Annotated in this window: 28 protein-coding genes and 1 tRNA gene; 9 read left to right on the forward strand and 20 right to left on the reverse strand. The window is 60.0% G+C overall.

Annotated features, from left to right (window positions below; genetic code table 11):
- Positions 1-82: 82 nt before the first annotated feature.
- The 5 genes from HYP802_RS0107580 to lgt all read right to left on the reverse strand — a co-directional run bounded on the left by HYP802_RS0107580 (position 83) and on the right by lgt (position 5,260).
- Entirely contained in the window at positions 83-1,018 is a 936-nt protein-coding gene (locus HYP802_RS0107580; protein WP_024275475.1) for a ribose-phosphate pyrophosphokinase, read from the reverse strand.
- A gap of 178 nt (positions 1,019-1,196) precedes the next feature.
- Positions 1,197-2,195, reverse strand: coding sequence for a hypothetical protein (locus HYP802_RS0107585; RefSeq protein WP_245261474.1), 999 nt, complete (start codon positions 2,193-2,195; stop codon positions 1,197-1,199).
- A gap of 275 nt (positions 2,196-2,470) precedes the next feature.
- Complete coding sequence (gene pgeF, locus HYP802_RS0107590) at positions 2,471-3,256, reverse strand: peptidoglycan editing factor PgeF (RefSeq protein WP_024275477.1); 786 nt, start codon at positions 3,254-3,256, stop codon at positions 2,471-2,473.
- Positions 3,257-3,284: 28 nt separating this feature from the next.
- Positions 3,285-4,421, reverse strand: coding sequence for an SAM-dependent methyltransferase (locus tag HYP802_RS0107595; protein WP_024275478.1), 1,137 nt, complete (start codon positions 4,419-4,421; stop codon positions 3,285-3,287).
- Positions 4,418-5,260, reverse strand: a complete 843-nt coding sequence (gene lgt / locus HYP802_RS0107600; protein ID WP_013946577.1) for a prolipoprotein diacylglyceryl transferase — start codon at positions 5,258-5,260, stop codon at positions 4,418-4,420. The genes HYP802_RS0107595 and lgt overlap by 4 nt, the downstream gene beginning before the upstream one ends.
- Before the next feature lie 195 nt (positions 5,261-5,455).
- Between lgt and HYP802_RS0107605 the strand changes: the two genes are divergently transcribed.
- From HYP802_RS0107605 to proC, 3 genes are all read left to right on the forward strand, one after another.
- Positions 5,456-5,734 carry an accessory factor UbiK family protein gene (locus HYP802_RS0107605; protein WP_013946578.1) on the forward strand — a complete coding sequence of 93 codons (279 nt, stop codon included), beginning with the start codon at positions 5,456-5,458 and terminating at the stop codon, positions 5,732-5,734.
- Between the two features lie 250 nt (positions 5,735-5,984).
- The gene (locus tag HYP802_RS0107610; protein WP_013946579.1) at positions 5,985-6,482 is read left to right on the forward strand and encodes a YbjN domain-containing protein; all 498 of its coding nucleotides are present in this window, start codon (positions 5,985-5,987) and stop codon (positions 6,480-6,482) included.
- 60 nt (positions 6,483-6,542) lie between these two features.
- On the forward strand, positions 6,543-7,370 hold the full coding sequence (proC, locus tag HYP802_RS0107615; RefSeq protein ID WP_013946580.1) for a pyrroline-5-carboxylate reductase: 828 nt from the start codon (positions 6,543-6,545) through the stop codon (positions 7,368-7,370).
- A gap of 243 nt (positions 7,371-7,613) precedes the next feature.
- Here proC and HYP802_RS0107620 read toward each other — a convergent pair whose 3' ends face one another.
- Genes HYP802_RS0107620 through HYP802_RS0107630 form a run of 3 tightly spaced genes read right to left on the reverse strand, consistent with a single transcriptional unit; the run spans position 7,614 to position 10,368 of the window.
- The gene (locus HYP802_RS0107620; protein ID WP_013946581.1) at positions 7,614-9,026 is read right to left on the reverse strand and encodes an ATP-binding protein; all 1,413 of its coding nucleotides are present in this window, start codon (positions 9,024-9,026) and stop codon (positions 7,614-7,616) included.
- Positions 9,027-9,073: 47 nt separating this feature from the next.
- Complete coding sequence (locus HYP802_RS0107625; protein WP_013946582.1) at positions 9,074-9,781, reverse strand: response regulator transcription factor; 708 nt, start codon at positions 9,779-9,781, stop codon at positions 9,074-9,076.
- Positions 9,778-10,368 (reverse strand): MarR family transcriptional regulator, encoded by a 591-nt coding sequence (locus tag HYP802_RS0107630; protein ID WP_024275479.1) that lies wholly within the window; start codon positions 10,366-10,368, stop codon positions 9,778-9,780. The genes HYP802_RS0107625 and HYP802_RS0107630 overlap by 4 nt, the downstream gene beginning before the upstream one ends.
- Positions 10,369-10,569: 201 nt before the next feature.
- Between HYP802_RS0107630 and HYP802_RS0107635 the strand changes: the two genes are divergently transcribed.
- Complete coding sequence (locus HYP802_RS0107635) at positions 10,570-11,466, forward strand: branched-chain amino acid aminotransferase (protein ID WP_024275480.1); 897 nt, start codon at positions 10,570-10,572, stop codon at positions 11,464-11,466.
- 146 nt (positions 11,467-11,612) lie between these two features.
- On the opposite strand, the gene HYP802_RS0107640 is transcribed toward HYP802_RS0107635, so the two are convergent.
- Positions 11,613-11,909: a hypothetical protein gene (locus HYP802_RS0107640; RefSeq protein ID WP_081741022.1), complete on the reverse strand. Its 297-nt coding sequence runs from the start codon at positions 11,907-11,909 to the stop codon at positions 11,613-11,615.
- 298 nt (positions 11,910-12,207) lie between these two features.
- Between HYP802_RS0107640 and HYP802_RS0107645 the strand changes: the two genes are divergently transcribed.
- Complete coding sequence (locus HYP802_RS0107645) at positions 12,208-12,579, forward strand: glyoxalase superfamily protein (RefSeq protein ID WP_024275482.1); 372 nt, start codon at positions 12,208-12,210, stop codon at positions 12,577-12,579.
- 7 nt (positions 12,580-12,586) lie between these two features.
- Positions 12,587-13,006, forward strand: a complete 420-nt coding sequence (gene arfB / locus HYP802_RS0107650) for an alternative ribosome rescue aminoacyl-tRNA hydrolase ArfB (protein WP_024275483.1) — start codon at positions 12,587-12,589, stop codon at positions 13,004-13,006.
- 45 nt (positions 13,007-13,051) lie between these two features.
- On the opposite strand, the gene HYP802_RS0107655 is transcribed toward arfB, so the two are convergent.
- The 5 genes from HYP802_RS0107655 to mnmA form a co-directional block, all read right to left on the reverse strand.
- Positions 13,052-13,441: a hypothetical protein gene (locus HYP802_RS0107655; protein WP_024275484.1), complete on the reverse strand. Its 390-nt coding sequence runs from the start codon at positions 13,439-13,441 to the stop codon at positions 13,052-13,054.
- Between the two features lie 365 nt (positions 13,442-13,806).
- A complete protein-coding gene (locus tag HYP802_RS22825; protein ID WP_024275485.1) occupies positions 13,807-14,595 on the reverse strand; it encodes a class I SAM-dependent methyltransferase in 789 nt (262 codons plus the stop codon).
- A gap of 690 nt (positions 14,596-15,285) precedes the next feature.
- A tRNA-Met gene (locus HYP802_RS0107675) sits at positions 15,286-15,362 on the reverse strand.
- 125 nt (positions 15,363-15,487) lie between these two features.
- Positions 15,488-16,225, reverse strand: coding sequence for a class I SAM-dependent methyltransferase (locus HYP802_RS0107680; RefSeq protein ID WP_024275486.1), 738 nt, complete (start codon positions 16,223-16,225; stop codon positions 15,488-15,490).
- A 42-nt stretch (positions 16,226-16,267) separates the two neighbouring features.
- Entirely contained in the window at positions 16,268-17,455 is a 1,188-nt protein-coding gene (gene mnmA / locus HYP802_RS0107685; RefSeq protein WP_051463145.1) for a tRNA 2-thiouridine(34) synthase MnmA, read from the reverse strand.
- A gap of 452 nt (positions 17,456-17,907) precedes the next feature.
- On the opposite strand from mnmA, the gene HYP802_RS0107690 reads away from it, so the two are divergent.
- On the forward strand, positions 17,908-18,186 hold the full coding sequence (locus HYP802_RS0107690; RefSeq protein WP_013216444.1) for a DUF1153 domain-containing protein: 279 nt from the start codon (positions 17,908-17,910) through the stop codon (positions 18,184-18,186).
- 69 nt (positions 18,187-18,255) lie between these two features.
- On the opposite strand, the gene HYP802_RS0107695 is transcribed toward HYP802_RS0107690, so the two are convergent.
- Complete coding sequence (locus HYP802_RS0107695; protein ID WP_024275487.1) at positions 18,256-18,945, reverse strand: hypothetical protein; 690 nt, start codon at positions 18,943-18,945, stop codon at positions 18,256-18,258.
- 217 nt (positions 18,946-19,162) lie between these two features.
- Positions 19,163-19,546, reverse strand: coding sequence for a hypothetical protein (locus HYP802_RS0107700; protein ID WP_035575737.1), 384 nt, complete (start codon positions 19,544-19,546; stop codon positions 19,163-19,165).
- Positions 19,547-20,221: 675 nt separating this feature from the next.
- Here HYP802_RS0107700 and HYP802_RS0107705 point away from each other — a divergent pair.
- Positions 20,222-20,920 (forward strand): response regulator transcription factor CtrA, encoded by a 699-nt coding sequence (locus HYP802_RS0107705; protein ID WP_013946595.1) that lies wholly within the window; start codon positions 20,222-20,224, stop codon positions 20,918-20,920.
- A 94-nt stretch (positions 20,921-21,014) separates the two neighbouring features.
- Here HYP802_RS0107705 and HYP802_RS0107710 read toward each other — a convergent pair whose 3' ends face one another.
- Positions 21,015-22,487 carry an outer membrane beta-barrel protein gene (locus HYP802_RS0107710; RefSeq protein WP_013946596.1) on the reverse strand — a complete coding sequence of 491 codons (1,473 nt, stop codon included), beginning with the start codon at positions 22,485-22,487 and terminating at the stop codon, positions 21,015-21,017.
- A 228-nt stretch (positions 22,488-22,715) separates the two neighbouring features.
- Between HYP802_RS0107710 and HYP802_RS0107715 the strand changes: the two genes are divergently transcribed.
- Positions 22,716-23,378: an MBL fold metallo-hydrolase gene (locus HYP802_RS0107715; protein ID WP_024275489.1), complete on the forward strand. Its 663-nt coding sequence runs from the start codon at positions 22,716-22,718 to the stop codon at positions 23,376-23,378.
- 41 nt (positions 23,379-23,419) lie between these two features.
- On the opposite strand, the gene HYP802_RS0107720 is transcribed toward HYP802_RS0107715, so the two are convergent.
- The 3 genes from HYP802_RS0107720 to HYP802_RS0107730 all read right to left on the reverse strand — a co-directional run bounded on the left by HYP802_RS0107720 (position 23,420) and on the right by HYP802_RS0107730 (position 25,161).
- Positions 23,420-23,797: a hypothetical protein gene (locus HYP802_RS0107720; protein WP_024275490.1), complete on the reverse strand. Its 378-nt coding sequence runs from the start codon at positions 23,795-23,797 to the stop codon at positions 23,420-23,422.
- Between the two features lie 37 nt (positions 23,798-23,834).
- On the reverse strand, positions 23,835-24,332 hold the full coding sequence (locus HYP802_RS0107725) for a hypothetical protein (RefSeq protein ID WP_024275491.1): 498 nt from the start codon (positions 24,330-24,332) through the stop codon (positions 23,835-23,837).
- A gap of 208 nt (positions 24,333-24,540) precedes the next feature.
- On the reverse strand, positions 24,541-25,161 hold the full coding sequence (locus HYP802_RS0107730) for a histidine phosphatase family protein (protein WP_013946600.1): 621 nt from the start codon (positions 25,159-25,161) through the stop codon (positions 24,541-24,543).
- Positions 25,162-25,235: the final 74 nt, after the last annotated feature.

A 25,235-nucleotide genomic window follows, 5' to 3' on the forward strand; every position in this document is an offset into this window, starting at 1 on the left:
TCCTTATGGCATGGAGAGTTTTTTCCGAACAGTGCGAAACAGCACCGCTCGGGATCAGATAATCCGGCTTCTGGAAAGTGTATCAGTAAAAGAGGCTCGAGACGCTTTCTTCGCGGCTCGTGCGGAGGATCGCTTCGCCGATGAGTGGCGCGATCGACATGACGCGGATGTTGCGCGCGGCCTTTACGGCTTCGGTCGGCAGGATCGAGTCCGTGATGACGAGCGATTTCAGGCGCGAGTTCTGGATGCGGCTGACGGCGCCGCCAGACAGCACAGCGTGCGAAATGTAAGCAGAGACTTCCGTCGCGCCGTTTTTCAGCAGGGCCTCAGCGGCGTTGACGAGCGTACCGCCGGAATCGACGATATCGTCGATCAGGATGCAGCGTTTGCCGTCAACGTCACCGATGACGTTCATCACTTCGCTTTCGCCTGGACGTTCGCGCCGCTTATCGCAAATGGCGATTGGCGCGGTGATACGCTTGGCGAGCGCTCGGGCGCGGACGACGCCGCCGACGTCGGGCGACACGACGACGATGTCGTCCGTGTTGCCATAGTGCTCTTCGATGTCGCGCGTCATGACCGGCGCAGCGAAGAGGTTATCGGTCGGGATGTCGAAGAAGCCCTGGATCTGGCCGGCGTGGAGATCGAGCGTCAGAACGCGGTCGGCGCCGGCGCGCTCGATCAGGTTGGCGACGAGCTTGGCCGAAATGGGCGTACGCGGACCGGGTTTGCGGTCCTGCCGGGCGTACCCGAAGTATGGGATGACGGCTGTGATGCGGCGCGCCGACGAGCGCTTCAACGCATCGAGCAGGATCAGCAGCTCCATCATGTTGTCGTTGGCGGGGAACGACGTCGACTGAATGACGAACACGTCCTGACCACGGACGTTTTCCTGGATTTCGACGAAGATCTCCATATCGGCGAAGCGCTTCACCTGGCCTTTGGCCATCGGCAGCTTCAGATAGGTGCAGATCGCCTCGGCGAGGGGGCGATTGCTGTTTCCCGCGATGATTTTCACGCCCAGCTTCCCTCGGCCGTCACTGTTCCGGGCGTCACCCTTGGAATCGAAAGGCATTTGCGCTCCAGAAACCTCTTCATTTGCGGGCTTGTAGCAATTGGGCCCGGACGATTCAACCGTCCGAGCCCAAGCTGTTGTCACAGTGTTGCCGATCGAGGTTAACCTGACCGGCTACTGATTATTCGACGCTCTTTGGCGGTAAGAGCTTGATAATGCCTTGCGCAGCAGCGGCGGCTGCGGCATCGGCGGTCTGTCCCCAGGAGCCGTCAAGCGAGCCGGTCGGGATCTCATTCTTCTGCGACACAGTGCCGAGCTTCTTGCCGCTCGGGTCGATCACGTTCCAGTCGATCTGGATCGGCTGCTTGCCGTCTTTGCTGGTGCCCATGGCGACCTTGCCGACAACTTTGTAGGCCTGCGAGTCGGGCGTAGTTGCCAGCTTCAGGCCGCTCTTCGACAATTCGCGCTGAATTGCGGTGGTGAGCGTGGTGCTGCCGTCGCCGGGCGCTCCCGTCACCAGCGGCACGACGGCCGTGACGGGACCGGAGTGGGTGATGCTGCCGGTCGTCGGCGAAGCCGGGCTCGATGCAGCCGAGGCATACGTCGTCGGCCGCGGCGGGCTTGACGGAGCGTTGGTCGATTGCGTGTTGATGTTTGAGGCCATCGGAACACCACCGCCGCTCGCGATCCAGCTAGCGATCTGTTTCGAGGTCTTGCCGGAGATCCGTTCTACGACGGCAGGCGTCACTGCCGACCAGGGGTCTTTCCCGGCGCTCGCGATGACTTCCTCACCCGTGACGCGATGAACGCGCTTGCCGCTCTGGTCGGTCACATCCCAGATGTAGGAGATCTTCGCTTTCGATTTTTCGCGAGCAGCCACGATGTAGCCGCGGACGACATATTCGCCCGTCGCATTGTTCGAGGTGCCGACGCTCAGGCCCTCTCGGCCAATGGCAGAAGCAAGCTGCGACTGCAATTCGTGAGCGACGTTTTCGGGCGATCCGATAACCGGCGCGATCTGGAATTTGGCGTTCTGTGTAACGGGTCCAGATGGTGACGCGCCTGTCGGGAGAGCGATCGAGTTTTGTGCCGAGGGCGTTCCGCTGCCACCGCCTATGCCGCCCAAGAGGTTTGATGATGAGCCACAACCACCCAGGCCTGCCGTTACCAGCGAAGCCAAAAGTATCGACCCGATCGTCCAAAGACGTGTTCGGCGCTCGCGTACCCGAGCAGAGCAAAAGGTCGCCACTCGACGTCCCCCCTTATCCAACCGCGACTTCCCCGGCGGCCGGAACACATTACCTCCGCGGCCTGAACTCCTGTGATTACTACCGGAACTGACCCTTATCCCTGTAGATCAGCCCTGAACGACCCGTCCAGACGGGAGCTCGGCGAAACTGTTATCGACCGGTGTAAACGTTGGCGTCGGCTCGGACTTCCCTGTGGATTATGCCGTTACGCCACGACGATGGCGGAGATTTGACGGCCATAGTCCACTTCCCCGAGGAGAGTTTTACGCCTGTAGCTGAAGAAAAGCGATTCGTTCTTGCAGGTGCAGAGCGCCAGATCCTCGATGCTGCCGACGCCGGCTGCCTGCAATCGCATTGTCACAAAGGCCGGCAGATCGAAATGCGGACGCGCGTTCGGGTTCGCCCGCGTAAAATACGTGCTGAACGCTGGATCACGCTCAAGGAAGGTCGCCTCGAACTCAGGGCCGACCTCGTAGGCTGACTGACTGATGCAGGGGCCAACGGCCGCAGTGATCCGTTCGCGTTTGGCGCCGAGACGTTCCATTTCCGCGACGGCGCTGCCGACAACATCGTTAATGGCGCCACGCCAGCCGGCGTGAGCAGCAGCGATGACGCCGGCCTCTGCGTCGGCCATCAGGACCGGAGCGCAATCCGCTGTCAGAACGCCAATGACAAGTCCGGGCGTGTTGGAGACGACGGCGTCGGCGTGGGGGAGGGCCGCGCGGTCTGGCGCTTTGGTCACGTGCAGCGCCATCGTGCCGTGCTCCTGATAGAGCGTGACGACACCGCCGCCGAGTTTTTCGTCGCCGCCGAGAAAACGGCCGATCCGGTTGCGGTTCTCGGCGACGAGGTTCTGATCGTCGCTTGAGCCCCAGCCACAGTTGAGGCTGGCGTAGAGACCCGTCGAGACGCCGCCTTCGCGGGTGAAGAAGCCGTGGCGGATGCCGTTCCAGCTGGAGAGATTTCGCGCTTCGATGGGTTTCAAGGACATCCGGCGCGCTTTCCCTTTATGCGGGTCTTCATGCTGGTCCGGGCGCGGCGCTCTGCTCGCGGGCCGCGCTGAAGCCCGGAAGCGACGGTAGACCGGGGGAGCGGGCTGCGAGGACCTTGAAGCGCCCTCCCATGCCATTGGGGGCGAGCAAGCGGGCGACGCCCGTTTCGATTTCGGTCGCGCGGGCCGGATTGGCCGCCATCAAACGCGAGGCGCGCTCGACAATGCCGAGAGCACCGAGGAACTCCGCCTGCGTGACAGGGCCATCGAGCGCCAGACCGGCGCGATGCAGCGTCGAGGCGAGATCGTAGAAGTTGATGTGCACCGTCAGGTCGGCTTCGCCCGGCGACGTCAGTGGAGATTCATACTTATGCGCGCGGACCGCTTGCAGCGTGTCTCCGGCGGCCGGTGTGGTGTGACCATAGTCGACCATAAGAAAGGCGATGGGGCCGCGTTCGGAGAGTGCTTGCAGGGCGTCGGCAAGCTGGTCGAGGCGCTGGCTTTCGATGACGGCCCCGGGCGGGGCGCCGGGCAGCAGAGCTTCGAATGCATCGCGCGGGCATTCGCCGTCGATTGCGGTGAATTGCAGGTCGCCGCGGGCATCGAGGGTCACGGCGCGAATGTGCCAACCCGATGCGGTCTTGACCCATTGGGCGACCGGCCAGGCATCGAGAAATTCGTTGGCGAAGATGATGGCCGGCGGGTTGATCTCGTCGAGTTCGCGGCCCCAGCTCAGCACGTTGCGGAATTCCGACAGAGTTGCAGTTTGCAACTCGATCAGGGATTCGCTGGCTTCGACGAGATGCACGCGCGTGACGTTCGAGAAGCCGGGGACGATGCGGGCGGCGCGAAGAATATCGCGCATCATGGTGCCGCGTCCGGGGCCGTATTCGACGATGGTAATCGGGTTAGGAGCGCCGAGCACGCCCTGCCAGACGACGCCGGCCCAGACGCCCAGAAGCTCGCCAAAGACCTGCGATACGTCGGCGGCGGTGATGAAGTCGCCCGATGCGCCGAACACCTGCTGACGGCGATAGTAGCCGTAGTCCGCATCCCAAAGGCAGGCGGACATGTAGCTATCGACCGTCATGGGCCCGTCGCGGCGAATCCGTTCCTTGATCCGCCGGGCGAGCGGTGTATCGCGACGCAGGCCGTTATCGATCACACCGCAGCCTTTCCGGGCTCGCTCTTGTTATGACAGGCGGTCCAGATCAGATAGATCCCCAGAATAACCATCGGCACGCAGTACATCTGACCGGCCGTGAAGGGACCGATGTTCATGATGTTATAGGGCTCGGGCTCGCGGAAGATCTCCGAGAAGCTGCGGGCGATGGCGTACCAGATCATCCAGATGCCGGTCGTCAGTCCGGGGCGCTTCAGCGAGGAGAAGTGGTGGGTGGCGATCCGCAAGATGATGAACATCACGATGCCTTCGAGCGCCGCCTCATAAAGCTGGCTCGGATGGCGCGGGTTGTCGCCGCCGTTGGGAAAGACCATGCCGACCCAGGCGTCGGTCACGCGGCCCCAGTGCTCGGAATTGATGAAATTGGCGATCCGGCCAAAGAAAAGGCCGAAGGGTACGGACGCACAGACGAGGTCCGCCACGGACCGGGCTGACACTTTGTAGATGTAAGCGAATACGAAGATCAGGATGGCGCAGCCGATGACGCCGCCATGGAAGCTCATCCCGCCCTTCCAGACCTTCACCATCTCCAGAGGATGCGAGAAGTAGAAATCGGGGTCGTAGAGAAAGATCTGACCGAGGCGGCCGCCGATGATGACACCAAAGGTCATGAAGAGCAGAAGGTCGTCGATGCGTTCGAGCGTCATCGGCGGTTTGTTGCCCGCCCAGAGCCGCGGGGTCGAAACCAAGTTGCGGATATACCACCAGCCGAGCAAAAGGCCGGCCATATACGAGAGGCCGTACCATTTGACGGCGACTGGCCCGAGATGGATCGCGACCGGGTCGATATCGGGGTAGGTGAGAAGGGCGAGGGGTGTCATCGGCTCTCCGGGCGAGGTTTCGCAAATGGCCGTATCGAGTTACCAGGGAAGGCCGGTCTTAGGCCGCGTTGTTTGGGTAACGCCGTCTTAATGTCAAGCATGCATCCGGCAGACCCAAGATGAGAATGTCGTAAGCTTGCAGCCATGCCTGCCTATCGCCATAGTTGAATAACCGTTCCAATCCGAGATCTTGAAATGACCCAGACGACCAACAAATTCTTCGACGACTTTGCCAAGCTCATGACAGACGCAGCGGGTGCGGCAGAGGGCTTCAAGAAAGAAACCGAGGCTGTTTTTCGGGGCCAAGCCGAAAAGTTCCTGCGGGATATGAATGTCGTGACGCGCGAGGATTTCGAAGCGGTGCGCGAAATGGCGCAGAAGGCGCGGCAGGAAAACGAGGCGCTGGCGGCGCGCATCGCGGAGCTGGAAGCCAAGCTCTCGAAGCTTTCGCCGCAGGGCGGCACCGCTGCCTAAAGGCATCCACAGGTTCGAGCGCTTTTCACCAGCAATCGTGGCCCAAGGCGGCCTTGGCCCCTGTTCCGCCTGGGCTTTGCCACTTTGATCGTGGACAAGATTTCCTGGCCCGCCGGGTCAGCTTGCGACTCGCAGGGCCGTCTGGTTTTGTCCGGCGCAGCAGCACGAAAGCGGCGCAATTTGGGAAATCCCAATCGCGTGGTTGTTTCGTGGCCATCCCGGCGCGCGGCAGACTGGAGAGCGATATCAAATGGCAGTTGCGGAACAGGGTTCTGACCGCGTTCTCAATCCGATCGATCTCATCGAACAGCTCGCGCATGCCCATGACTGGCCGTGCGAGCGCGCGAGCGACGAAGAGCTGACGCTGATCGTTGCGGGTTCCTGGGCCGACTATCACATCTCGATCAACTGGCGTGACGATCTCGAAGCCCTGCACTTGGCGTGCGCGTTCGATTTCCGGGTGCCAGAAAACCGCCTGACGGAAATGTATCGCCTGATCGCCCAGATCAACGAGCAGCTCTGGCTCGGCCACTTCGATCTGTGGACCCAGGAAGGGCTCGTGATGTTCCGTCACGCGCTGCTGCTTAACGGTGCCGTCGCGACGGTCCGGCAGTGCGAAGCGATGCTGAAAGCGGCGCTGGAAGGCTGTGAACGGTATTACCAGGCCTTCCAGTTCGTGGTGTGGGCAGGTAAGGAAAGCCGCGAAGCCCTGGTTTCGACGATGTTCGAGACGCAGGGGCAGGCTTAAGCCGGGTCCATCGGGCGACGTCTCGACCCACGCCCGGCCACTTTCCAAGGTGTCCGGGTTATGTCTCTGAAATTAGATGGTTCCGTCGTGCTCGCCGGCGCAGGCAAAATGGGCACAGCGATGCTTGCAGGCTGGCTTGAGCGGGGCCTCGATCCGGCTCAGGTCATCATCCAGGAGCCGAAGCTTTCCGGAGCCGCCCTCGAACTCGCGCAGAAGCACGGGATCGCGTCGCAGCCGGTTCTGGAACCGCGGTCGCCGCCACCCGCTGTCATCGTCGTCGCGGTGAAGCCTCAAGCGATGGATGACGTCTTTCCGGCCTTGGCCAAGATCGCGGGGCCACAGACGGTCGTCATGTCAATTGCGGCGGGTAAGACGATTGCGAGCTTCGAGAGGCATTTGCCGGCTGGTGTTGCCGTTCTACGGGCCATGCCGAATACGCCGGCCGCCATCGGGCGCGGCATCACGGGTGCCGTCGCGAACGCTCATACAACACAGTCTCAAAAGGCTGCCTGCGAAGCGCTGCTCGGTGCGGTTGGTGATGTCGTTTGGGTTCCCGAAGAAGACCTGATCGACGCGGTAACGGCGGTGTCGGGGTCGGGACCTGCCTATGTGTTCCTGCTGGCGGAAGCACTGGCGGACGCTGGCGTTGCGGCGGGGCTCGATGCGGCGACGGCGAAGCGGCTCGCCACTGCCACGGTATCAGGTGCCGGTGAGCTTCTGCATCAGTCGAAGACCGATCCAGCGACGCTGCGCCAGAACGTGACGTCACCGGGCGGCACGACGGCGGCTGCGCTGGCCGTGTTGATGCGCGACGGCAGCGGCCTCAAAGAGCTGATGACGGAAGCGGTGCTGGCGGCGGAAAAACGAGGCCGCGAACTCGGGCATTGACCAGGGCTGGGAAATTGGTCTCGCCCGAGGTTCGCGACCTTCGATTGGCGTTCCCGTGGGTTGGCGACCCACAGCGTGGAACTTCGGTTCCGGCGACTGCAGCCTTGGAGGACACCTTCGCCGTAGTCGGACGGGAAATCGTGCCGGAACCGATGTGCAGAAATTGTAACTTCATAACGTTACGGTCAAATCACAAGGGCGTGTGCCACGCGCGCCAAATTTGTGATCGACGGCCAAATTTCTCTATTGCGGCAAAGAGATAATGGCGCGGAGGCCGCCCATCGAACTCTCGCCCAATGCGATCTCGCCGCCGTGGCTTTTGGCGATGTCGCGGGCGATGACGAGCCCCAAGCCGCTGTTGCCCTCGTCCTGATTGCGAGCGTGGTCCAGCCGATAGAACGGCCGGAAAACGTTCTCGCGTTCGTCCTCGGGAATGCCGGGACCGTCGTCATCGACCTCGATGCGGACCCAGCGGCCTTCGGGTGCCACACGAATGATGATGCGGTCGCCGAAGCGGGCGGCGTTGGTGACGAGGTTCATGATGGCGCGTTTCAGGGCCTGCCGCTTCAACGGCAGGATGATGTCGCCCTTGCTCTTGCGGATCTTGAGTTCGATCGAGCAAGCGTAGATCGACGCATCGTCGACGATCTCTTCGAGAAGCTCCTTGAGGTTCGTCGGCTTGGCTTCCTCGCCGCCGTCGCCTTTCGCGAAGGCTAGGTAGTCTTCGAGCATGTGCTGCATCTCGTCGACGTCGGCGGAGAGTGCGCGCGTCTCCGGTGTATCTTCGAGCAGGGCAAGCTCAAGCTTGAAACGGGTTAGGACGGTGCGCAGGTCATGGCTGACACCTGCCAGCATCGTCGTACGCTGCTCGACGTGCTGCTTGATGCGGTCGCGCATCTGCAGGAAGGCGAGCGCGGCCTGGCGCACCTCGCGCGCGCCACGCGGGCGGAAATCCTCCGGGATGCCGCGGCCTTTGCCGAAAGCGTCGGCGGCATCGGCAAGGCGCAGAATGGGTCTGATCTGATTGCGCAGGAACAGGATCGCGACCGTCAGCAGAATGACGGACGAGCCGACCATCCACAGCAGGAAGATGTGCGAGTTCGAGGCATACGTCTGGCTGCGGGTGGCGACGAAACGCAAGATCGCATCGTCGAGCTTCACGCGGATCTCGACGTTCTGATCGCCGACGGTGTTGATCCAGAACGGCAGCTGTACGTGCTTGCGCAATTCGTTCGAGAGCGCGCGATCAAGTAGGCGAAAGAACGGTTTCGGACCAGGCGGCGGCAGGTCGCCGCTTGGCAGCACTTCCATTTGCAGGTTGAGGCGATCGCGCGCGAGGTCGATGATCTTTTGGGGACCTTCGCGTTTCGCCATGTCCTCGTAGACTTCGATCACGGCCGCGATGTCGCGCGCGGTCGCTTCCGAAAGCCGGCGCGTAACGGCTTGCCAGTGCCGTTCCATGAACGCGAATGCGATCACGCCTTCGAGGACGACGATGGGCGTGATGATGATCAGCAGCGCGCGGGCATAAAGCCCTTTCGGCAGCATCTCGGAGCCGAGACCCAGGATGCGCATGACGATCGGGTGCTCGCGAAAGCGCTGATAGCGCGCGGCGAGGCTGCCGGTCTCCGGGGTCGTTTCGGGCACAACGGCCATGGGATGCTATCCGCCTTGCGCCGGTCGGCCCGAGCGCGCTGTTACGGTCAATCGGTGTAGAGGATGTAGCCTTTGCCTCTGACCGTTTGCAAATAGACCGGGTTCGAAGGGTCGGCTTCGATCTTGCGCCGGAGGCGGTTGATCTGGACGTCGATGGCGCGCTCGCTGCCAGTGCTGTCGTCACTCGACAGTTCATGGCGCGGGACGGCGACGCCGATGCGTTGCGAGAAGAGGCGCAAAAGATCGCGCTCGCGCTCGGTCAACTTGATGGCTTCGTCATCGCGCTTGAGTTCGCCGCGCGTGATGTTGAAGACGCAGCCGCCCATGCGGATTTCATCGCGCTGGGCGGATTGCGTCTGGCCGCGGCGAAGAATATTGCGCAAGCGGAGCAGCAACTCGCGCGGATCGAACGGTTTCGAAACGTAGTCGTCAACGCCGGCTTCGAGGCCTGAAATGCGATCCTCGGCTTCGGCGAGTGCGGTCAGCATGCAGATCGGCACCGGACGCGTCAGCTTCAGGTCGCGGGCAAGCGACAAGCCGCTTTCGCCTGGCATCATGACGTCGAGCAGCACCAGGTCGAACGCCAGTCCGCGCATGTAAGATCGTGCGGAGGCAGCGTCAGACGCTTCGGTGACGCGGAAGCCGTTGCTCGAAAGAAAGCGGCCGAGCAGTCCGCGGATTTTCTGGTCGTCGTCGACGACGAGGATGTGCGGGGCATTATCGGCCAAAGGTTCAGTTCGGTCCGGTGCCATCATGGTTCCCGTGGGTTACAATCAGGTTCGGGCGAGGGCAGTCCGCCGTGCTCGCTACGGATAAGGCTTTCGACACGATGCTTGTCCTTTTCGGAAATCATCGCGAAGAGAAAATTCTTTGCAACGGTGTCGGCGTTTTGGCCGAGCTCGGCAAGAGCCCCTTCAATCCGTTTGGCCTGGATTTGTGTCAGTTTATCGGTCAAACGCGCGCCTTTTGCCGACAGATAGAGGCGGCGTTCGCGGCGATCCTCGTTGCCCGCTTTCTGGATGATGAAGCCCTCATCGACGAGCTGTTTCAAGACGCGCGCTAATGACTGTTTTGTAATCTGCAAAATATCGAGCAGTTCCGCGACCTTCAGGCCGGGATTGCGGTGCACGAAGTGCAGGACGCGGTGGTGCGCGCGCCCGAAGCCGTATTGCTCAAGTATCGTGTCCGGGTCGCAAGTAAAGCCGCGATACGCAAAGTAAAACAGCTCGATACAGGCGATCAGGTCGGCATTCGGAGAGCGTCGGCCAGCGTCCTGGGCATGGGAGGGCTGTCCCGGTGCGCCGCGATGTTCTGACGGGCCTTCTGACGTTATGTCAGTCATGTTGACTTATTGGCCTCGATTGTATTCTGTTGCAAGCCAATTTGGTGGCTTGTCCCGCAGGTCCATAGTCTTGCACGCGGCGCACTGAAATATCGGTTTTCCGAGCGTTTCAGCCTGCCTGGCCCGTCCGTAACGGACCGCGCGACATACACCACCACTTCAAATTCGCCAATGATAAAGACCAGGAAGGATTACGCTGGCATGGCCGACCTTATTCCGTTTCACGATCGCGACGGGTTCATCTGGATGGATGGAGCGCTCGTTCCTTGGCGCAACGCGAACGTTCATATCCTGACGCACGGGCTGCACTACGCCAGCTCGGTGTTCGAGGGCGAGCGCGCCTACGACGGCGAGATCTTCAAGCTGACCGAGCATAGCGAGCGGCTGATCGCAAGTGCGCGGATCCTCGACTTTACAATTCCGTACACCGTCGCCGAAATCGACCAAGCCTGCCGGGATGTCGTTGCCGCCAACAAGCTGTCAGACTGCTACGTGCGGCCTGTGGCATGGCGCGGCAGCGAGCAGATGGGTGTTTCGGCGCAGAACTCGAAGATCCATCTTGCCGTCGCTGCCTGGGACTGGGGTTCCTATTTCCCGATGGAACAGCGGCTGAAGGGTATTCGCATCACCAATGCCGTTTACCGTCGTCCCGATCCGGCCTGCGCGCCGTCGCGCGCCAAGGCTGCGGGTCTCTACATGATCTGCACGCTCGAAAAGCACCGCGCCGAGCGCATGGGCTACTCGGATGCTTTGATGCTCGATTGGAAGGGCCGCGTGGCGGAATGCACCGGCGCCAACATCTTCTTCGTCAAGGACGGCGTTATTCATACGCCGACGGCCGATTGCTTCCTTAACGGCATCACGCGGCGGACGGTCATCGAGCTTGCGAAAAAGCGCGGAATTCAGGTGATCGAGCGCGATATTATGCCGGACGAGCTGGCGTCGTTCTCGGAATGCTTCATTACGGGTACGGCGGCGGAAGTGACGCCGGTTTCGGAGATTGGCGAGCACAAATACAAGCCGGCCAAAGTTACCGAGACGCTCCTGAACGACTATATGGAACTGGTGAAACCGAAGAAGCGTGTCGCTGCGGAGTAAGTCACGTTTCGAGACTGTTTAGCAGAGATTAGCGGGGTGCCGTTTCGACGGCGCTCCGTTTTTTGTGAAGGCTAGATAATGCCGCGCAATAGCGACCTCATGCCAAGGTGCATGGGGTTTGCTGAGTTGAAATGTGGGCTTGGGTTCTACGCCTTGCGGGCTTGGATTTTGGCGTCGGTGTCGGCAGCTGGCCGGCGCAACATCAGCGGAGCGCAAATCGCGAAGAGGAATAGAGCAATCGCCGCGCCGACCATCAGGATCGTTTTCGAGGACAGCGGCTTGTCGAGCCACAACGCGCCGACGGCGAGAATGGCACTCCAGAAGGCGGCCGGAACGAGGGAGGCAATCGCGAGACCGGCGAAGCGCGAGAAGCCAGACGGATGAGCCACACGTGTGGTCTCCTCAATGGCGTGAATCGCGGTCGATGTCGTCGCAGTTCGCATGGCGGCTTCCTCAGCCCTAAGCCAGTAATACGATTCGCCCCTTGAGCTGGCGGTCGATTGCAGCTCCTCGACCAAGGCTATGTTGCGGCATTCAACAAATGGTAAATGCTGCTGCTAAAATGCTACAAATAGGGCGCAATGTAGGGCGAAATGGGGCTATATTCCGTATGCGCACCAACTGCCTTACGATCTTCTCCTGAGGGTTGTTCCCGAATTTCGCAATCGCGAATACTATGCCGCAGCCTTTTCGCAATCAATAGTGGTGTTTACCTCTGTCTGCAATTGTCGATTGGTGGTTATGCACATTGCTCCGGCCGTGCCGATATTAAGGATATTCGACGAGGGGAAGGCCAAAGACTTCTACCTTGGCTTCTTGGGGTTCACGCTCGACTGGGAACATCGGTTCGAGCGGGGTATGCCGCTTTATGCGCAGATCACACGGAGCGCCTGCATCATCCATCTCTCCGAGCATCATGGGGACGCAGCTCCAGGCAGCGCGGTTCGAATTGCCGTCGACGATATTGACGGCTATCACGCTGAGATCATGGGGAAGGGCTACAAGTACATGCGGCCGGGGATCGAAGCGATGTCGTGGGGCACGCGCGAGATCAAAGTCATCGATCCGTTCTTCAACCGCCTGATGTTCTTCTCGCCCGCGAAGAAGGACTAGCAGCGCGATGCGCGTTTCCGATGCGCTCGACATCGACGAAGCGGAACTCGAAGAGCGCTTCGTCAGGGCGTCGGGACCGGGTGGCCAAAACGTCAACAAGGTGTCGACGGCAGTCGAACTGAGGTTCAACCTGCGAGCCAACACGTCGATACCGCCTTACGCCCGCGAGCGCCTGAAGCGGCTTGCGGGGCGGCGGCTGACGCTTGATGACGAGATCGTCATCCAAGCGGACCGGTTTCGAAGTCAGGAGCAGAACCGGGCGGATGCGCGTGCACGCCTCGCTGAGTTGATTGCAGAAGCGTTGGTGCGGCCGAAGCTCAGGATCAAAACCAAGCCGTCGCGCGGCGCCCGTGAAGAGCGCATCAAAGCAAAGACCGTGCGCGGGAAGGTGAAGAAAATGCGAAGCCGTAAAGTCGATTTCGACTGAGACCGCTGTGCGGCTTCGCGAGTAACCGTCTTGTCGCCTGTTGGATCAGGCGATCACCGCGGCGATGCCGGCGGCTGTCTTCAGGAGATTGGCGAATTCAGTAAGAGTCTGCTGGAGCGGGTCGGTCGCGGCTGTATCGGTGGTCGTCGTGCTATCGCTCGTCTGCGATGTCGCGTCGGCCTTGCCGTGGTGGCCGTGCGCACCATGAGCGTGCGATTTGCCATCATTCGAGCCGTTGAGCATCGAAAGATCGGTTTTGAACTTGGTCGCGAACGGATTGGTGTCGGAGGGATCGGTCGTGGCCGGTGGCGTGATGTAGGACAGGGCTGTCGTCTGACCGGCTTGCGTCTGCTGGCCGGGCGAAGCCAGGAGATCGAGCGCCTGCTGGCGATAGCGTGCGTAGGCGTCCGAGTTGCCGACGGATGAAATGGACATGCGGTCTCCTATGGAGCGGAGGCATAAAGGAGGGCCGTGATGGCCTTGTCGACCGCGGTAAGCACATGCAAACGAGCCGCCGCCGATGAAACAGCGTTTTCTAACCCGCGAACCTCGCCCGAGGCTGACATTGTCATCGATTTGAGAAAAGGCAGCTGCGCGCCTGAAGCGCGATGCGTCAAGAACGTTGTTCTAACTCGCTACATATCTGCTGGCGGCGGCGCGCGCAGCTCAAGCTGTGGTCGTCAATCCTGCAGCGAAGATTTATGCGAGTCCCGATTGCCATCTTTGACGATCTACATTTCAACTAGAGTCGCGCGCTACACCAGTTTTGCGGTCTGGCGCTATCCAGGGTCACTCCGCTTTTAAACATAGAGTTCTGGAGGCCAGCGCTCAATCACTGGACCGCTCTTCTTGCCGATGAAGAAGATATTATCGCCGCGATGGGCGGTCGGAAGGTCATTTTTGCGAAGAAATTCGAGAGCCTCTTCCGAGGACTTTCCAAAGGTGTCAACGGTCTCCAAACTTGTGCATTCGAACCCCGCAGCCTGCGTCAGAGCCAATAAGGCGTGGATGTCGTATTCGAAGTTGTGCCGGTAGGGGCTTCGGTTCTTCATGTACTGCATGAAGAAATGTGGGCGATACCCATGCAGGATCTTCAAGACATTCTGGGAAGACGTACAATTTGGCGTTGTCATAAGCAGTGCACCGCCGGGTTTAAGAACCCTATTCAAATCTGACATCAAAAACATCGGATCGACGTCCATGTGCTCGATTACTTCGCAGCAAAGGACGAGATCAAGGCTCTCGTCCGGCAGCGGAATAGGCTCCTCTTCAAAGTTCACCGTGAGGAACGTCGACCGCATCGGAAAGCCATCCACGGTGAGTTCAAATGGTTTCCGATCTGTTTGCTCGGGGCTTGAGCGGAATTGAGTTCCATAGACAGTCTCGAAACCCATCTTGGCAAGGATGTATTGAAAGATATGGGTCGCGCCGAGTTCGAGGGCGGTGGTTCGTTCGCCATCAAAGGCATAAAGTCGTTTCAGCGTTTCAGCATAGCGAAGTTGGTGAGCGGTCAGCCATGGATTTTTGCTCTCGCCCGTCTTTTCAAGAATAGAAATGACCGTCTCGATGGTCGCGTCCTGCATCAGCATGAAGTCTCACCACATGTCCAAAATTCGTTGTATTCTCTGTCGCGATGTCCGGGCGTCATGGTCGAGCGGGGGCGGCAGTTTGGAGGTTGGCCTCGCAAATAATTGCGAGGTCGCCCACAAGCCCTCTCTCTATTGATTTTTTAGGCACTCGCCGAAAGCGAATCCCAACAACCATCCCTCGGCTTGCGTATCCACGTTCTTCAAATGCGAAACGAGTCGCGAACTCGGCGCCCAATTCCATCGAAAATATCTCCCCTCAATGCTCACATCGAAAATATTTCAATAAGCTATCGAGTTCAGGCGATAAGAACAATCCCGGTGTAGGTAAGCGCCGGGCGGATTTTGAGCTTGCGATCGAAGGCGCCTTGCATCGTCTGGACTGGGAGAAGGCCGAACCGTCCCAACTCGCCGGCAAATCCGGCATGGTGATTTTTGCAACGGAGTACCGGCCGCCGAGTTCGTCCTAAGATTGGAACGCAGGCAAAACGATCGCGCGCAACTGCAGGCAATCCGACAGTCCGGACACGTCGCGCGGGGCAATGGCCATTTTTCTTCACGATGCCAGGGCGGCGAGCGAGAAATGTGCGTTTGATGCACCTTTCACGATGATTGATCGCGTCCACGCTTCGCGCTGGCGAAGGTCAGCTAAATGAGGGGGAGACAAATTTTGTCGCGCTAAGTGTGGTTTATTGGTAGCGGGAGGCGGACTTGAACCGCCGACCTGCGGATTATGAGACCGCCGCTCTAACCACCTGAGCTATCCCGCCACACGCGGCGCGCTGCGCCGTCGAGGGACCGTCTATAGGGAGCGCCATGCCTTTCTGTCAACACGGCGCGCCGTCTCAAAATGCCGCCGAACCGCTTATCTCGGCAATTGGTTGAAGGCTGGCGGCTATTCCGCAGCTTCGGGGCGGAGCGAGGCCGAGCCTTCGTCCTTGCGGAAGCGCATCATCGTGAAGATGCCCCAGGGTCGGAGTGCCTTGCGGTCCATCAGCTTCAGGTCCGGGCAGACCATGACGCGTGAGACGTCGAAGACGGAATGCCAGCCGACGAGGTCGGCGAACGGCGCCATCTGGCGCTCGACCCAGCCGCGGACGCCTTCGTCCTGGCTGAAGTGGTTGACCAGCATCACCTCGCCGCCGGGCTTGGTTACGCGTGCGAGTTCAAGCATCACCTTCTTGGGATCGGGAACGACGGTGATGACGTACATCGCAACCGTCGTGTCGAAGGTGTTGTCGGGGAAAGTGAGATTGCTGGCGTCCATCTCGTGGAGGCCGGAAACGTTCGTCAGCTTTTCGGCTTTGACGCGCTCGCGGGCCTTCTCAAGCATTTCAGGCGCGAGGTCGATGCCAACGATGTCGAGGTGTTTCTTGTAGTTCGGAAGTGATAAGCCGGTGCCGACGCCAACTTCGAGAACGCGCCCTGACCCGGAGTTGATGATCTCGACAGCATGACGGCGGCCAGCGGTCGAAACGGCTCCGAAGGTATAGTCGTAGACAGGCGCCCAGCGACGGTAAGCGTCGCGAACCTGGCCTTCGTCGAGTTGAAGAACCTTCGTTGCAGAACGCCCTTTCTGTGCGTCCGACCGCGCTGTCGCGGAGCGGAAGCTCGAAGGCTTGTTATCACTCACTGCCGATCTCCATCAGTCCGCAAACAATCTTGCCCGATGCGCCTAGCGTCCCAACTCGGCCATCGTCGTAACGCGAGGCTCGACACCGTTTGCCTTGATCGTCTTGGCAATCCAGCCCCCGCCGAGAACGCGTCCTTCCGTCCCGTCATCGGCATAAAACACGCACGCCTGACCGGTCGCAATACCTTCCTCACCGTCATGAAGTTCAATTCTGACCGCACCATTTTGTTCGATTTGCAGCAGTGCGAGCCGAAGCTTCTGCGACGAACGCATGCGAACATACAGCGAAAGTCCAGAGGCGCCGACGTCTTCGAGCGGCTTTTCCCCGAGCCAATTGACGTTGCGCAGCATCAGGCCGGTCGTCGTCAGCGCCGAGCGCGGCCCGACGATGACTTCGTTGCGGGCGGCGTCGAGGCGCACGACGTACAGCGGCTCGGCGGCGGGGATCTTGATGCCGCGACGCTGACCGACCGTGTAGTGAACGATGCCGTCGTGACGGCCGAGAATGCGACCGTCGAGGTGGACGATGTTGCCGGAATCGAGCGCGGTCGGCTTCAGGCGTTCGATCACGTCGGTGTACTTGCCGGTCGGGACGAAGCAGATGTCCTGGCTGTCGGACTTATCGGCGACGGGCAGATTGAACGAGCGGGCAAGCTCGCGCACATCGGCCTTGCGCATGCCGCCGATCGGGAACCACAGGGACGCAAGCTGCTCCTTTGTGATCCCGAACAGAAAATAGCTCTGGTCGCGGTCGGCATCGACGGCGCGGGCGAGGGCGGGGCCGTGCTCGGTGTCGAGCCGCTGCACGTAATGGCCCGTGACGAGTACTTCGGCGCCGAGGTCCTTGGCGGTGTCGAGAAGATCGCGGAACTTGATCTCGTTGTTGCAGGTGACGCACGGAATCGGCGTTTCGCCGGCGACGTAGCTCTCGGCGAACGTCTCGATCACCTTGGCGGCGAAGCGCGTCTCGTAGTCCAGAACGTAATGGGGGATGTCGAGAGCTTCGGCGACGCGCCGAGCATCGTGGATGTCCTGGCCGGCGCAACAGCTGCCCTTGCGTCCAGTGGCTGACCCATGATCGTAAAGCTGGAGTGTGACGCCGATGACGTCGTGGCCGGCTGCCTTCATGATTGCCGCAGCAACTGAGCTGTCGACGCCGCCGGACATGGCGACGACCACGCGCTTGCGAGCGGCCGGCGCCGCGATGGGCGCGTTGGCGGGATTGGTCATCGTGCCGCGGCTGGCAAATGTCGTTTCAGACTGAGTCATGGTGATCAAGCAGAGGCTAGGGTAACTCAAAGCGGGCCATCGGTCGGCCCCTGCAACGCTATCCCTGTGCCGCTATCCTTCAAAAGATTGAACAGATTCAGACAACTACCGTGACGCAGCCTGGATGGCGCCACCGCCAATTCGAATAGCGTGTAATCAATAGTTCTCAAATCTGCCATCGGCAAGGCTGTGTGTCATCCGGAAGCTGCCGTTGGCCCATTTTTCGCTGAGAAAGACTTACGGTTAGCGATTGGGTCACAATGGAACAGTTCGCCTCATCGGCGCCCTATTTCAGTGGCCGGAATGTTGGAATTGGCACGCCTATTTAAGTCTTTTTCACTCAATGGGTTAGTGCTAATTTAATCGCAAACCGGTTATAACCGAGCCGTGGTCAAGAGTGTGTATCGAGTATCATGACCGAACAGCAGATGAGAGCGCGCGGGCGCTATGTGATCGGACCCGATGGGTCTCCGCTCACAGTCGCAGATCTTCCCCCGCGGGATACGAAACGTTGGGTTATTCGCCGCAAGGCTGAAGTGGTTGCTGCCGTGCGCGGCGGACTGCTCAGCATTGAGGAGGCGTGCGAGCGGTATACGCTGACCGTCGACGAGTTTTTGTCGTGGCAGCGTTCGATCGACAAGCATGGCCTTCCGGGTCTTCGGGCGACGCGCCTGCAGGACTATCGCGAATAACTTCGCGATCCTCGTGAGGTGAACGCGGCGGCTCGCGCTTGCGGGCCGTTGAGCCGTGTCCAACTGGATTTACGGTTGAGAAGCAGACTGCGCGGCAGGTTTTGCCTGCGCAGCCTTGACCTTTGTCTTGGGCTTCTTCGCGGTCTTTGCCGGTTTTGTTGCGGACGCGACGGCGTCGCCTGGTGGCGGAGGCCACGCGGCGACGGTCGTCGGGCCGTGGCAGCCTTCTTCGCCTTTCGACCAGCGGGAAATGTCGTCGGTCATGGCGGCGGCGTAAGCGTCCGACATCTTGCGGTTTTCGACGGTGACACTGGCGGTTTCTTCGCCGGTCGGCTCGATTTCAACCAGATAGGCTTTGAGCCCACGCGGGTTGGCCTGCGATGGATCACGCACGTGGACTGTGATCACGGCCTTGCCGCCGGTGCCGCGCGATGGCGCGTCGGCCGCAGCATGGAAGATATAATCTTTCTTGAGTGGGCCATTCACTGAAAACCAGCAAGCCATCGCGCCGGTCGCGATGTGCGAATAGATCGTCGTCGCCGATCCGACAGCGCCGCGAATGGGAGTGCCGGGAGGTGCCTCAGGGTCGCCGGGTGCTGTCGTTGGCGACGTCGGCATCGTGACGGGCGTGGGTGCTGTTGCAGCCGTCGATTGCGCGCCGAGCGAGGGCAGTTCAGGGGTATTGCCTGCGCAACCCGATAGCGACGCAGCCAAAAGCAGCGCCGAAGCGGCCATGCATGATGGACGGCGAAGCGACATCTTCCCCCAAAGTGCAGTCCAATCGAATCGTCATTCTGAGCACTGCAACGGCACAGACTCCTGCCCGCCGCGTCACGTTTGGGCAAGGGGGCGGAGCACTTTCAGCCGCGCCGCCAACAGAATTTGGAATGAAAAAGGCGGCGCCTTTCGGGCACCGCCTTGAAGCCTGCCTTTTTCTGACGGCCTACACAACCCAAGTTCGCCCGGAGCGCAAGGCTCAGCGAAGGGCCGTGAAGCCGAGCGGACGGTCGCGGCGGCCGGGGCGCGGATCGTCCATATTCTGGGACTGCTGGGAGGCCCGGGAAAACTGTTCGACGGTATCATCGCGCTCGCGGACGGCGGCGGTAAGCTTCTCGCGGAGGCCTTCCGTCGACTGGCGGAGGTTGTCGCGGCGTTGGGCGGCGGCCTTCGCAAAGGTCGAGTAGGAGAAATGCCCGCGATCGCGAATGCCGGTGCGATCCTCTTCGAGCTGGATCTGGCGTTCCAAATCAGCAGCCATTTGATCAAATTCGCGAATAATGCGCTCGAGATCGTCAACCTTTCGGGACTTCTCTTCCACTTCTCGACGCTTCAGGCGGATGGCCAGGTCACGTGACTTCATCGTTCGATACCCCAAACACATTCGAACCCTGGTATCCAAGAAGCATGCCAGATCATTGATAAGGCTTTGCTACTACAGCAACCAGGAAGAAATACCTTAAATCCGGCAAGAGGCTGCGTTGCAACAGCTCTTTAGGACCCTCAATACTCTAAATAACATTCTGCACTTAAGTTGCGGTAAAGCAACGCGTAACTAATTCTGATCGGTCGTTTCGTTTGGGGGCAGCTTTTGGCCATAACCCATCTAGGGCAATGACGCGAATTCTGTTAGCTCTTGATTCGAGCCGTATATGGATTGCGAGGCGATTGTATAGGCCAATCAATGGGGTGGGCGCCCCAGCGAGAGGTTTCGCTTAGGGTCTGTTAGCGGGTCGAGAGGGGCAAGTTCTAATACATCGAAACTTGTGGCGGGCCGTTGTCCGGCGCGAACGGGATTACTTTGTCCCGTTATCGACGGCGCGTGACCCGAGATCGTGAAAGCCGTATCATCGGCTGCGGACGCTGACGTGTTTCGGCATTCCGACAGTATGGTGAAATAGCTAACGCGGATTAGGGTTTGTTAACCTCTCGTCGCTAACTTCCTAACGATCGCTTAGCTCGACTGTAGTGCGTTCACTTTGAGCAAAGAGCAGACATAGCGCGGACACGGATCGGATAGGGCACCAGAGGGACGGTCATGCGGGTTCTACTCATTGAAGATGATAGTGCCACGGCGCAAAGCATCGAGCTTATGCTGCAGTCGGAAGGTTTTAACGTTTACACGACGGATCTTGGGGAAGAGGGCGTCGATCTCGGCAAACTTTATGATTACGATATTATTCTCCTCGACCTGAACCTTCCCGACATGAGCGGCTATGAAGTTCTGAAGACGCTGCGCGTGGCAAAGGTCGGCACGCCAATTCTCATTCTATCGGGCCTCGCCGGCATCGACGACAAAGTTCGCGGTCTCGGCTTCGGCGCCGACGACTATATGACGAAGCCGTTCCACAAGGACGAACTCGTCGCGCGAATCCAGGCGATCGTTCGCCGTTCGAAGGGTCATGCGCAATCGGTCATCGAGACGGGCGATCTTCGCGTTAACCTCGACACCAAGACGGTCGACGTCAACAATCAGCGCGTGCATCTGACGGGTAAGGAATACCAGATGCTCGAGCTGCTCTCGCTGCGCAAGGGCACGACGCTGACGAAGGAGATGTTCCTTAATCATCTCTACGGCGGCATGGACGAGCCCGAGCTCAAGATCATCGACGTGTTCATATGCAAACTTCGTAAGAAGCTGCAGGCAGCGACCGGCGGCAAGCACTACATCGAGACGGTGTGGGGCCGCGGCTACGTTCTTCGCGATCCGAGTGATGAAGGCTCTGAGGCCGCGTAGGCCAGAGCGTCATTGCGATCACGCGCACAGGGGCCATGACGGCCCTTGTCGTGTTTTTGGGAGGCATGCGGAGTGCGGCAAGCTTCCCGCCGCGCTATTTCAACGGAGCGTCGGGCGTTTCGCGAGCGCCAAAGCGATAGTTGAGCGAGAGGCGGCCCATCTGGATGGTGGGATCGAATTTAGTCGAGATGAACTGATTGATCTGAGGAAGGTCGTTCGGCAATAACGTCACCTCATCGCGGCTGAGATCGACATAGCGATACTCGGCCTTAAGCGACAGCGACTCCCAGATTTTCGTTTCGATACCGCCGCCGACGAAGAAGCCATCAAATCGCTGGCCGTCGATCAGGACTATACCGGTGCTCGCTCCGGAGAACCCGGCGTTGAGCGTCATCGGATCCATTCCGACGTTGGCATAGCCGACACTTCCGAAGACCAGCGTGTCGGGGGTAACGAGATATCCGAGCCTGCCGCCGACCATCAGCATGTTGTCGAACTTCGAGATCGTGCCGGCGCCAAGAGTATCTACGCCGTCTGTCAGGCTGAGGGTGTTGCGGTTTTTGAGATTGGCAAAGTCGGCATCGAAAAATGCGCCGATGACATAGCGTGTGTGGAGCTGGAGGTCGTAACCGACCGTGCCAGATATCAGTCCTCCGTCGCTTCCGATGCCATCAAGGGCGACGTTGAAGATGGATCCCGGCGGCGATGAGCGATCTGCAACCGTCGCTTTATTGTTCGCGACGCCGTAGCCCGCGCCGATGCCGATATAGGGACCTGTCCAATTGCTGTTGACGGTCGGCGGCTGCGGATTGGTTGCGGCGTCGTTGCTGTCATCACCGAAGCGATAGTTCAGCGACAGTCGCGCCGTTTGAATCTGCGGTTTGATCGACGCGGATATGAAGTCGCTGACACCACTGCCAGGCAGGATCGTCGCGCTTTCGGCCTCAAGTGAGGTGTAGCGATACTCGGCCTTGACGCTGAATCCCTTGCCGATCAGCGTCTCGGCGCCGCCGCCGAAGAAATAGCCGTTGAAGCTTCCGACACTCGCGAGCGTTCCGCTGCCGCCGCCGCTGGCCGTTGAAACCGAGGCATCTACATCGCTCGTTTCGGCGTGCGTGTAGCCGCCCGTCGCGAAGAAGACCGTCGTCGGTGAAACCAAGTATCCGATCTTGCCGCCGACCGAGAGCTGGTTATCGATCTTGAATTTGGCGCTCGCGTTCAGATCGTCGGCGGGCGGGATGCCAAGCGAGACCTTCGTCTCGATGTCGGCGAAATCGTAGTCGACGAATGCGCCGACGAGCAGCTTGTTATAGAGAATGCGATCGTAACCAGCGCCGAGGGTGAAAAAACCGCCGGTGCCACTGAGCCCGTTGATATCCAGGCCGCCGCTTATTCCCGTCACGTCAGGACCGGGACCGATCTTCATCTCATTGTTGGTGGCCCCGTAACCGCCTCCAATTCCGACCGAAAACCCATTCCAGTCGTTGGCGTGTGCCGGGTGACAGGCGAGCCCAAACGCAGCAGCCGAAACAGCGATGCTTAGTGCAATACTGATTGTGTTCGGCATTGTTGCTTCTTCCCGCATTGAGCAAAAATTGAGCGTATGCGGACGATCGTGCGATTCGGCTTTGGTGCGGAGATGCCGAAAGGCAATGAACCATGATTATTAATTAGGCAGATTATCTGGGGTGGTTGGGCAGAGGCCGCTGCTGTGCCGATATTTGCGCCAATGCGACGCTGCTACCTGCACCGCAAGATGCGCTAAGACCCATGTCGGCAATACGGAGCGAATCTCATGAGCGAACCGCGCGCGAACGTTTCATCCCCGCTGCAGGCCGCGATCGTTCGCGTCACGCCGTTCGAGCAGAATTGCACCTTGATCTGGGACGAGGCGACGAAGGTCGGCGCGGTTATCGATCCGGGTGGTGATCTCGATCGTATTGAAGCCGCGATCAAAGAGACCGGCATGACGGTCGAGAAGATCCTGCTGACGCATGGGCACATCGATCATGCGGGTGGCGCCGCGGAATTGCGCGACAGGCTCGGCGTCAAGATCGAAGGCCCGCACAAGAACGACTCGATCCTGCTCGATGCACTGGAAAAGCAGGGCGAGATGTACGGCTTTTCCGGTGTCCGCAACGTCGTGCCGGACCGTTGGCTCGACGAAGGCGAAACGGTCACCGTGGCCGGGCATGCGTTCGAGATTTTTCACTGTCCGGGGCACTCGCCCGGTTCGGTCGTGTTCTTTAACCGGCCGCAGCGGTTTGCGCTGGTCGGCGACGTCATCTTCCGCGGATCAATCGGACGTACGGACTTTCCGTATGGCGATCATGAGGCGCTGATCTCCGCTATCAAGACGAAGCTGCTACCGCTCGGTGACGATGTTGCCTTCATTTGTGGGCACGGTTCGCCCAGTCAATTCGGGCACGAGCGGACAAGCAATCCGTTTCTCGTATAGGGCAGAGCTTGAGGCCGCTGCCGCTAGCGATCAGAAGCCGCTCAGAACGAGAATTCGTAAGAGCCGCCGAGACAGCCGAAGATGCCACATTCGCGGGCAAGCGAGCCGTAGCCGCCATCGTCGATCGAGTTGCCGCCCGAAAAGTAGTCAATCGTCTGCACGCGCAATGTTTCTTCGCAGCTGCGGCGGCAGTAGGTCCAGTTGCCGCTCGGCAGCTTCACCTGCCAGCCCACTTGCGTCGGTCGAACGACGCTCCTGATCGAGCCGTTGCCGTAGCGGCTATAGGCCGTGATGATCTGGCCCGGCTTATAGTTCGTTTTCAGGCGGCCGATGCCGCTGGCATCTACAACCGGAACAAGCGCCGTGGTGCCGAGCATAGCGGCGAGGGCGGGTATGAGAGCCAGCAGTCGTGCGCGCATCGAAATCTCCAATTTTCGGAAGTGTGGCAGATTCCCGTTAACGCGACATGGAAATGTGCACGCCCTTGAACGACGGACCGCTGGAAGCAACCGTGACCGAATGCGAGCCGCCCGAGATCGAGACGGTCATCGTACCGGTGATGCCGCCGCTGATGGCGAGCGTCATCCGGCTGGCCGTCGCGCGTCCCTGCACGGTGCCCGACTGATTGTAGGTCCGCTCCTCCCAACTGCCGCTGACGGCGCCGTTGGTATCGACGAGATTGGCGCGCAGTTCCAATTTGGCAGACGCATTGGCGCAGCGGATCGAGAGCCCGAGGTTATGCGGGTTGCCGTTGTTGGTGTAATACCCTTTGCAACGCAGGCTTTCGGTCTTGCCGTCATCGAAGCGGGCCGTGCCGGAGCCGCCCCACGTTCCCGCGAGGGTGACGAACGGGTTGTCCGATGCGGCCCATACCGGTGCCGCCGAAACTGCTAAAGCCACGGCGATGGCGGAGGTCCACGCCGACACCGACGTTGCACGTCTCAGATTGCGCATCACGTAAAACCTTCCTTCCCAGAATGCGGGCTGCACAAGCGGCGCGCATTATTGTCTGATGTTCGCCGTTTTGCGAGACGTATGCATGTAGTTCGCGTTCACGCCGAAATGTGTGGCCGCGAGGCGACACTAAAAGGGTAATGGCCGGCGCAGCCCCCCGTATATGGGGGCGATTCTACAGTACTCCGGTTTCATTTTGATGCCGGTTTTAGAACGGATTGACGATCTGTGCGACGATCGGTGGCGCATCCGTTTTGGGGTCGTAGCGGAAATCCAGGATGAGATTGAAGCAGTCCTGAGGCCAGGGATCAGGATAAGACCCTTTTTGCGCGCCCAGAAGGGACGCAATCTCCGGCAGCTTGCCGTGATGCCAGCAGATGACGATGGTCTTGCCGCGATACTCGGGCTTCGAAAAAATCTCCGTGACAAGCGAACGGAACTGCTTGTCTTCGATGTGGTATTGAACCTCGATGCCGAGCGTGGCGGCGAGCGGTTTTACCGTTTCGATCGAGCGGATCGACCGCTTCGAGCGCGCTGCTGCATAGATATAGTCTGGTTTACCGAAGACTTGCGGAATATAGGTCGCCAGCCGTTCGGCGCGCTTCATTCCGTCTTTCGAAAGATAAATGTCGTCGGTCTTGCCGGTCTTCTCGGCGTGCCGCATCAACAGGATGCGGCCAGGACCGCCATCCGGGTGGCACGTCGCGGTTATTTCCTTGTGCCCACACCAGGCTTTCCAAAGCGCGCCAAGCCAGCCGCTGTTGCCGTCGGCACTTTTTTCCTCAGAACTCAGCACGTCGTGTCCCTCAACGGTGTCATCGCGGCGCATGTCCGCACCGGCGCCCGGCCCCAACTAAGCAGGCGCCCGCGTGTAGTCAGAGATGGCGGAAGCGTCAATGCGAC

Source organism: Hyphomicrobium sp. 802 (assembly GCF_000526135.1).
Taxonomy (GTDB): Bacteria; Pseudomonadota; Alphaproteobacteria; order Rhizobiales; family Hyphomicrobiaceae; genus Hyphomicrobium_B.

Coding starts and splice junctions, on each gene's coding strand:
- pgeF (WP_024275477.1), bottom strand. CDS start 3,256: ATGTCCTTGAAACCCATCGAAGCGCGAAATCTCTCCAGCTGGAACGGC.
- lgt (WP_013946577.1), bottom strand. CDS start 5,260: ATGACACCCCTCGCCCTTCTCACCTACCCCGATATCGACCCGGTCGCG.
- HYP802_RS0107605 (WP_013946578.1), top strand. CDS start 5,456: ATGACCCAGACGACCAACAAATTCTTCGACGACTTTGCCAAGCTCATG.
- HYP802_RS0107610 (WP_013946579.1), top strand. CDS start 5,985: ATGGCAGTTGCGGAACAGGGTTCTGACCGCGTTCTCAATCCGATCGAT.
- proC (WP_013946580.1), top strand. CDS start 6,543: ATGTCTCTGAAATTAGATGGTTCCGTCGTGCTCGCCGGCGCAGGCAAA.
- HYP802_RS0107620 (WP_013946581.1), bottom strand. CDS start 9,026: ATGGCCGTTGTGCCCGAAACGACCCCGGAGACCGGCAGCCTCGCCGCG.
- HYP802_RS0107625 (WP_013946582.1), bottom strand. CDS start 9,781: ATGATGGCACCGGACCGAACTGAACCTTTGGCCGATAATGCCCCGCAC.
- HYP802_RS0107630 (WP_024275479.1), bottom strand. CDS start 10,368: ATGACTGACATAACGTCAGAAGGCCCGTCAGAACATCGCGGCGCACCG.
- HYP802_RS0107635 (WP_024275480.1), top strand. CDS start 10,570: ATGGCCGACCTTATTCCGTTTCACGATCGCGACGGGTTCATCTGGATG.
- HYP802_RS0107640 (WP_081741022.1), bottom strand. CDS start 11,909: ATGCGAACTGCGACGACATCGACCGCGATTCACGCCATTGAGGAGACC.
- HYP802_RS0107645 (WP_024275482.1), top strand. CDS start 12,208: ATGCACATTGCTCCGGCCGTGCCGATATTAAGGATATTCGACGAGGGG.
- arfB (WP_024275483.1), top strand. CDS start 12,587: ATGCGCGTTTCCGATGCGCTCGACATCGACGAAGCGGAACTCGAAGAG.
- HYP802_RS0107655 (WP_024275484.1), bottom strand. CDS start 13,441: ATGTCCATTTCATCCGTCGGCAACTCGGACGCCTACGCACGCTATCGC.
- HYP802_RS22825 (WP_024275485.1), bottom strand. CDS start 14,595: ATGCTGATGCAGGACGCGACCATCGAGACGGTCATTTCTATTCTTGAA.
- mnmA (WP_051463145.1), bottom strand. CDS start 17,455: ATGACCAATCCCGCCAACGCGCCCATCGCGGCGCCGGCCGCTCGCAAG.
- HYP802_RS0107690 (WP_013216444.1), top strand. CDS start 17,908: ATGACCGAACAGCAGATGAGAGCGCGCGGGCGCTATGTGATCGGACCC.
- HYP802_RS0107695 (WP_024275487.1), bottom strand. CDS start 18,945: ATGTCGCTTCGCCGTCCATCATGCATGGCCGCTTCGGCGCTGCTTTTG.
- HYP802_RS0107700 (WP_035575737.1), bottom strand. CDS start 19,546: ATGAAGTCACGTGACCTGGCCATCCGCCTGAAGCGTCGAGAAGTGGAA.
- HYP802_RS0107705 (WP_013946595.1), top strand. CDS start 20,222: ATGCGGGTTCTACTCATTGAAGATGATAGTGCCACGGCGCAAAGCATC.
- HYP802_RS0107710 (WP_013946596.1), bottom strand. CDS start 22,487: ATGCCGAACACAATCAGTATTGCACTAAGCATCGCTGTTTCGGCTGCT.
- HYP802_RS0107715 (WP_024275489.1), top strand. CDS start 22,716: ATGAGCGAACCGCGCGCGAACGTTTCATCCCCGCTGCAGGCCGCGATC.
- HYP802_RS0107720 (WP_024275490.1), bottom strand. CDS start 23,797: ATGCGCGCACGACTGCTGGCTCTCATACCCGCCCTCGCCGCTATGCTC.
- HYP802_RS0107725 (WP_024275491.1), bottom strand. CDS start 24,332: ATGCGCAATCTGAGACGTGCAACGTCGGTGTCGGCGTGGACCTCCGCC.
- HYP802_RS0107730 (WP_013946600.1), bottom strand. CDS start 25,161: ATGCGCCGCGATGACACCGTTGAGGGACACGACGTGCTGAGTTCTGAG.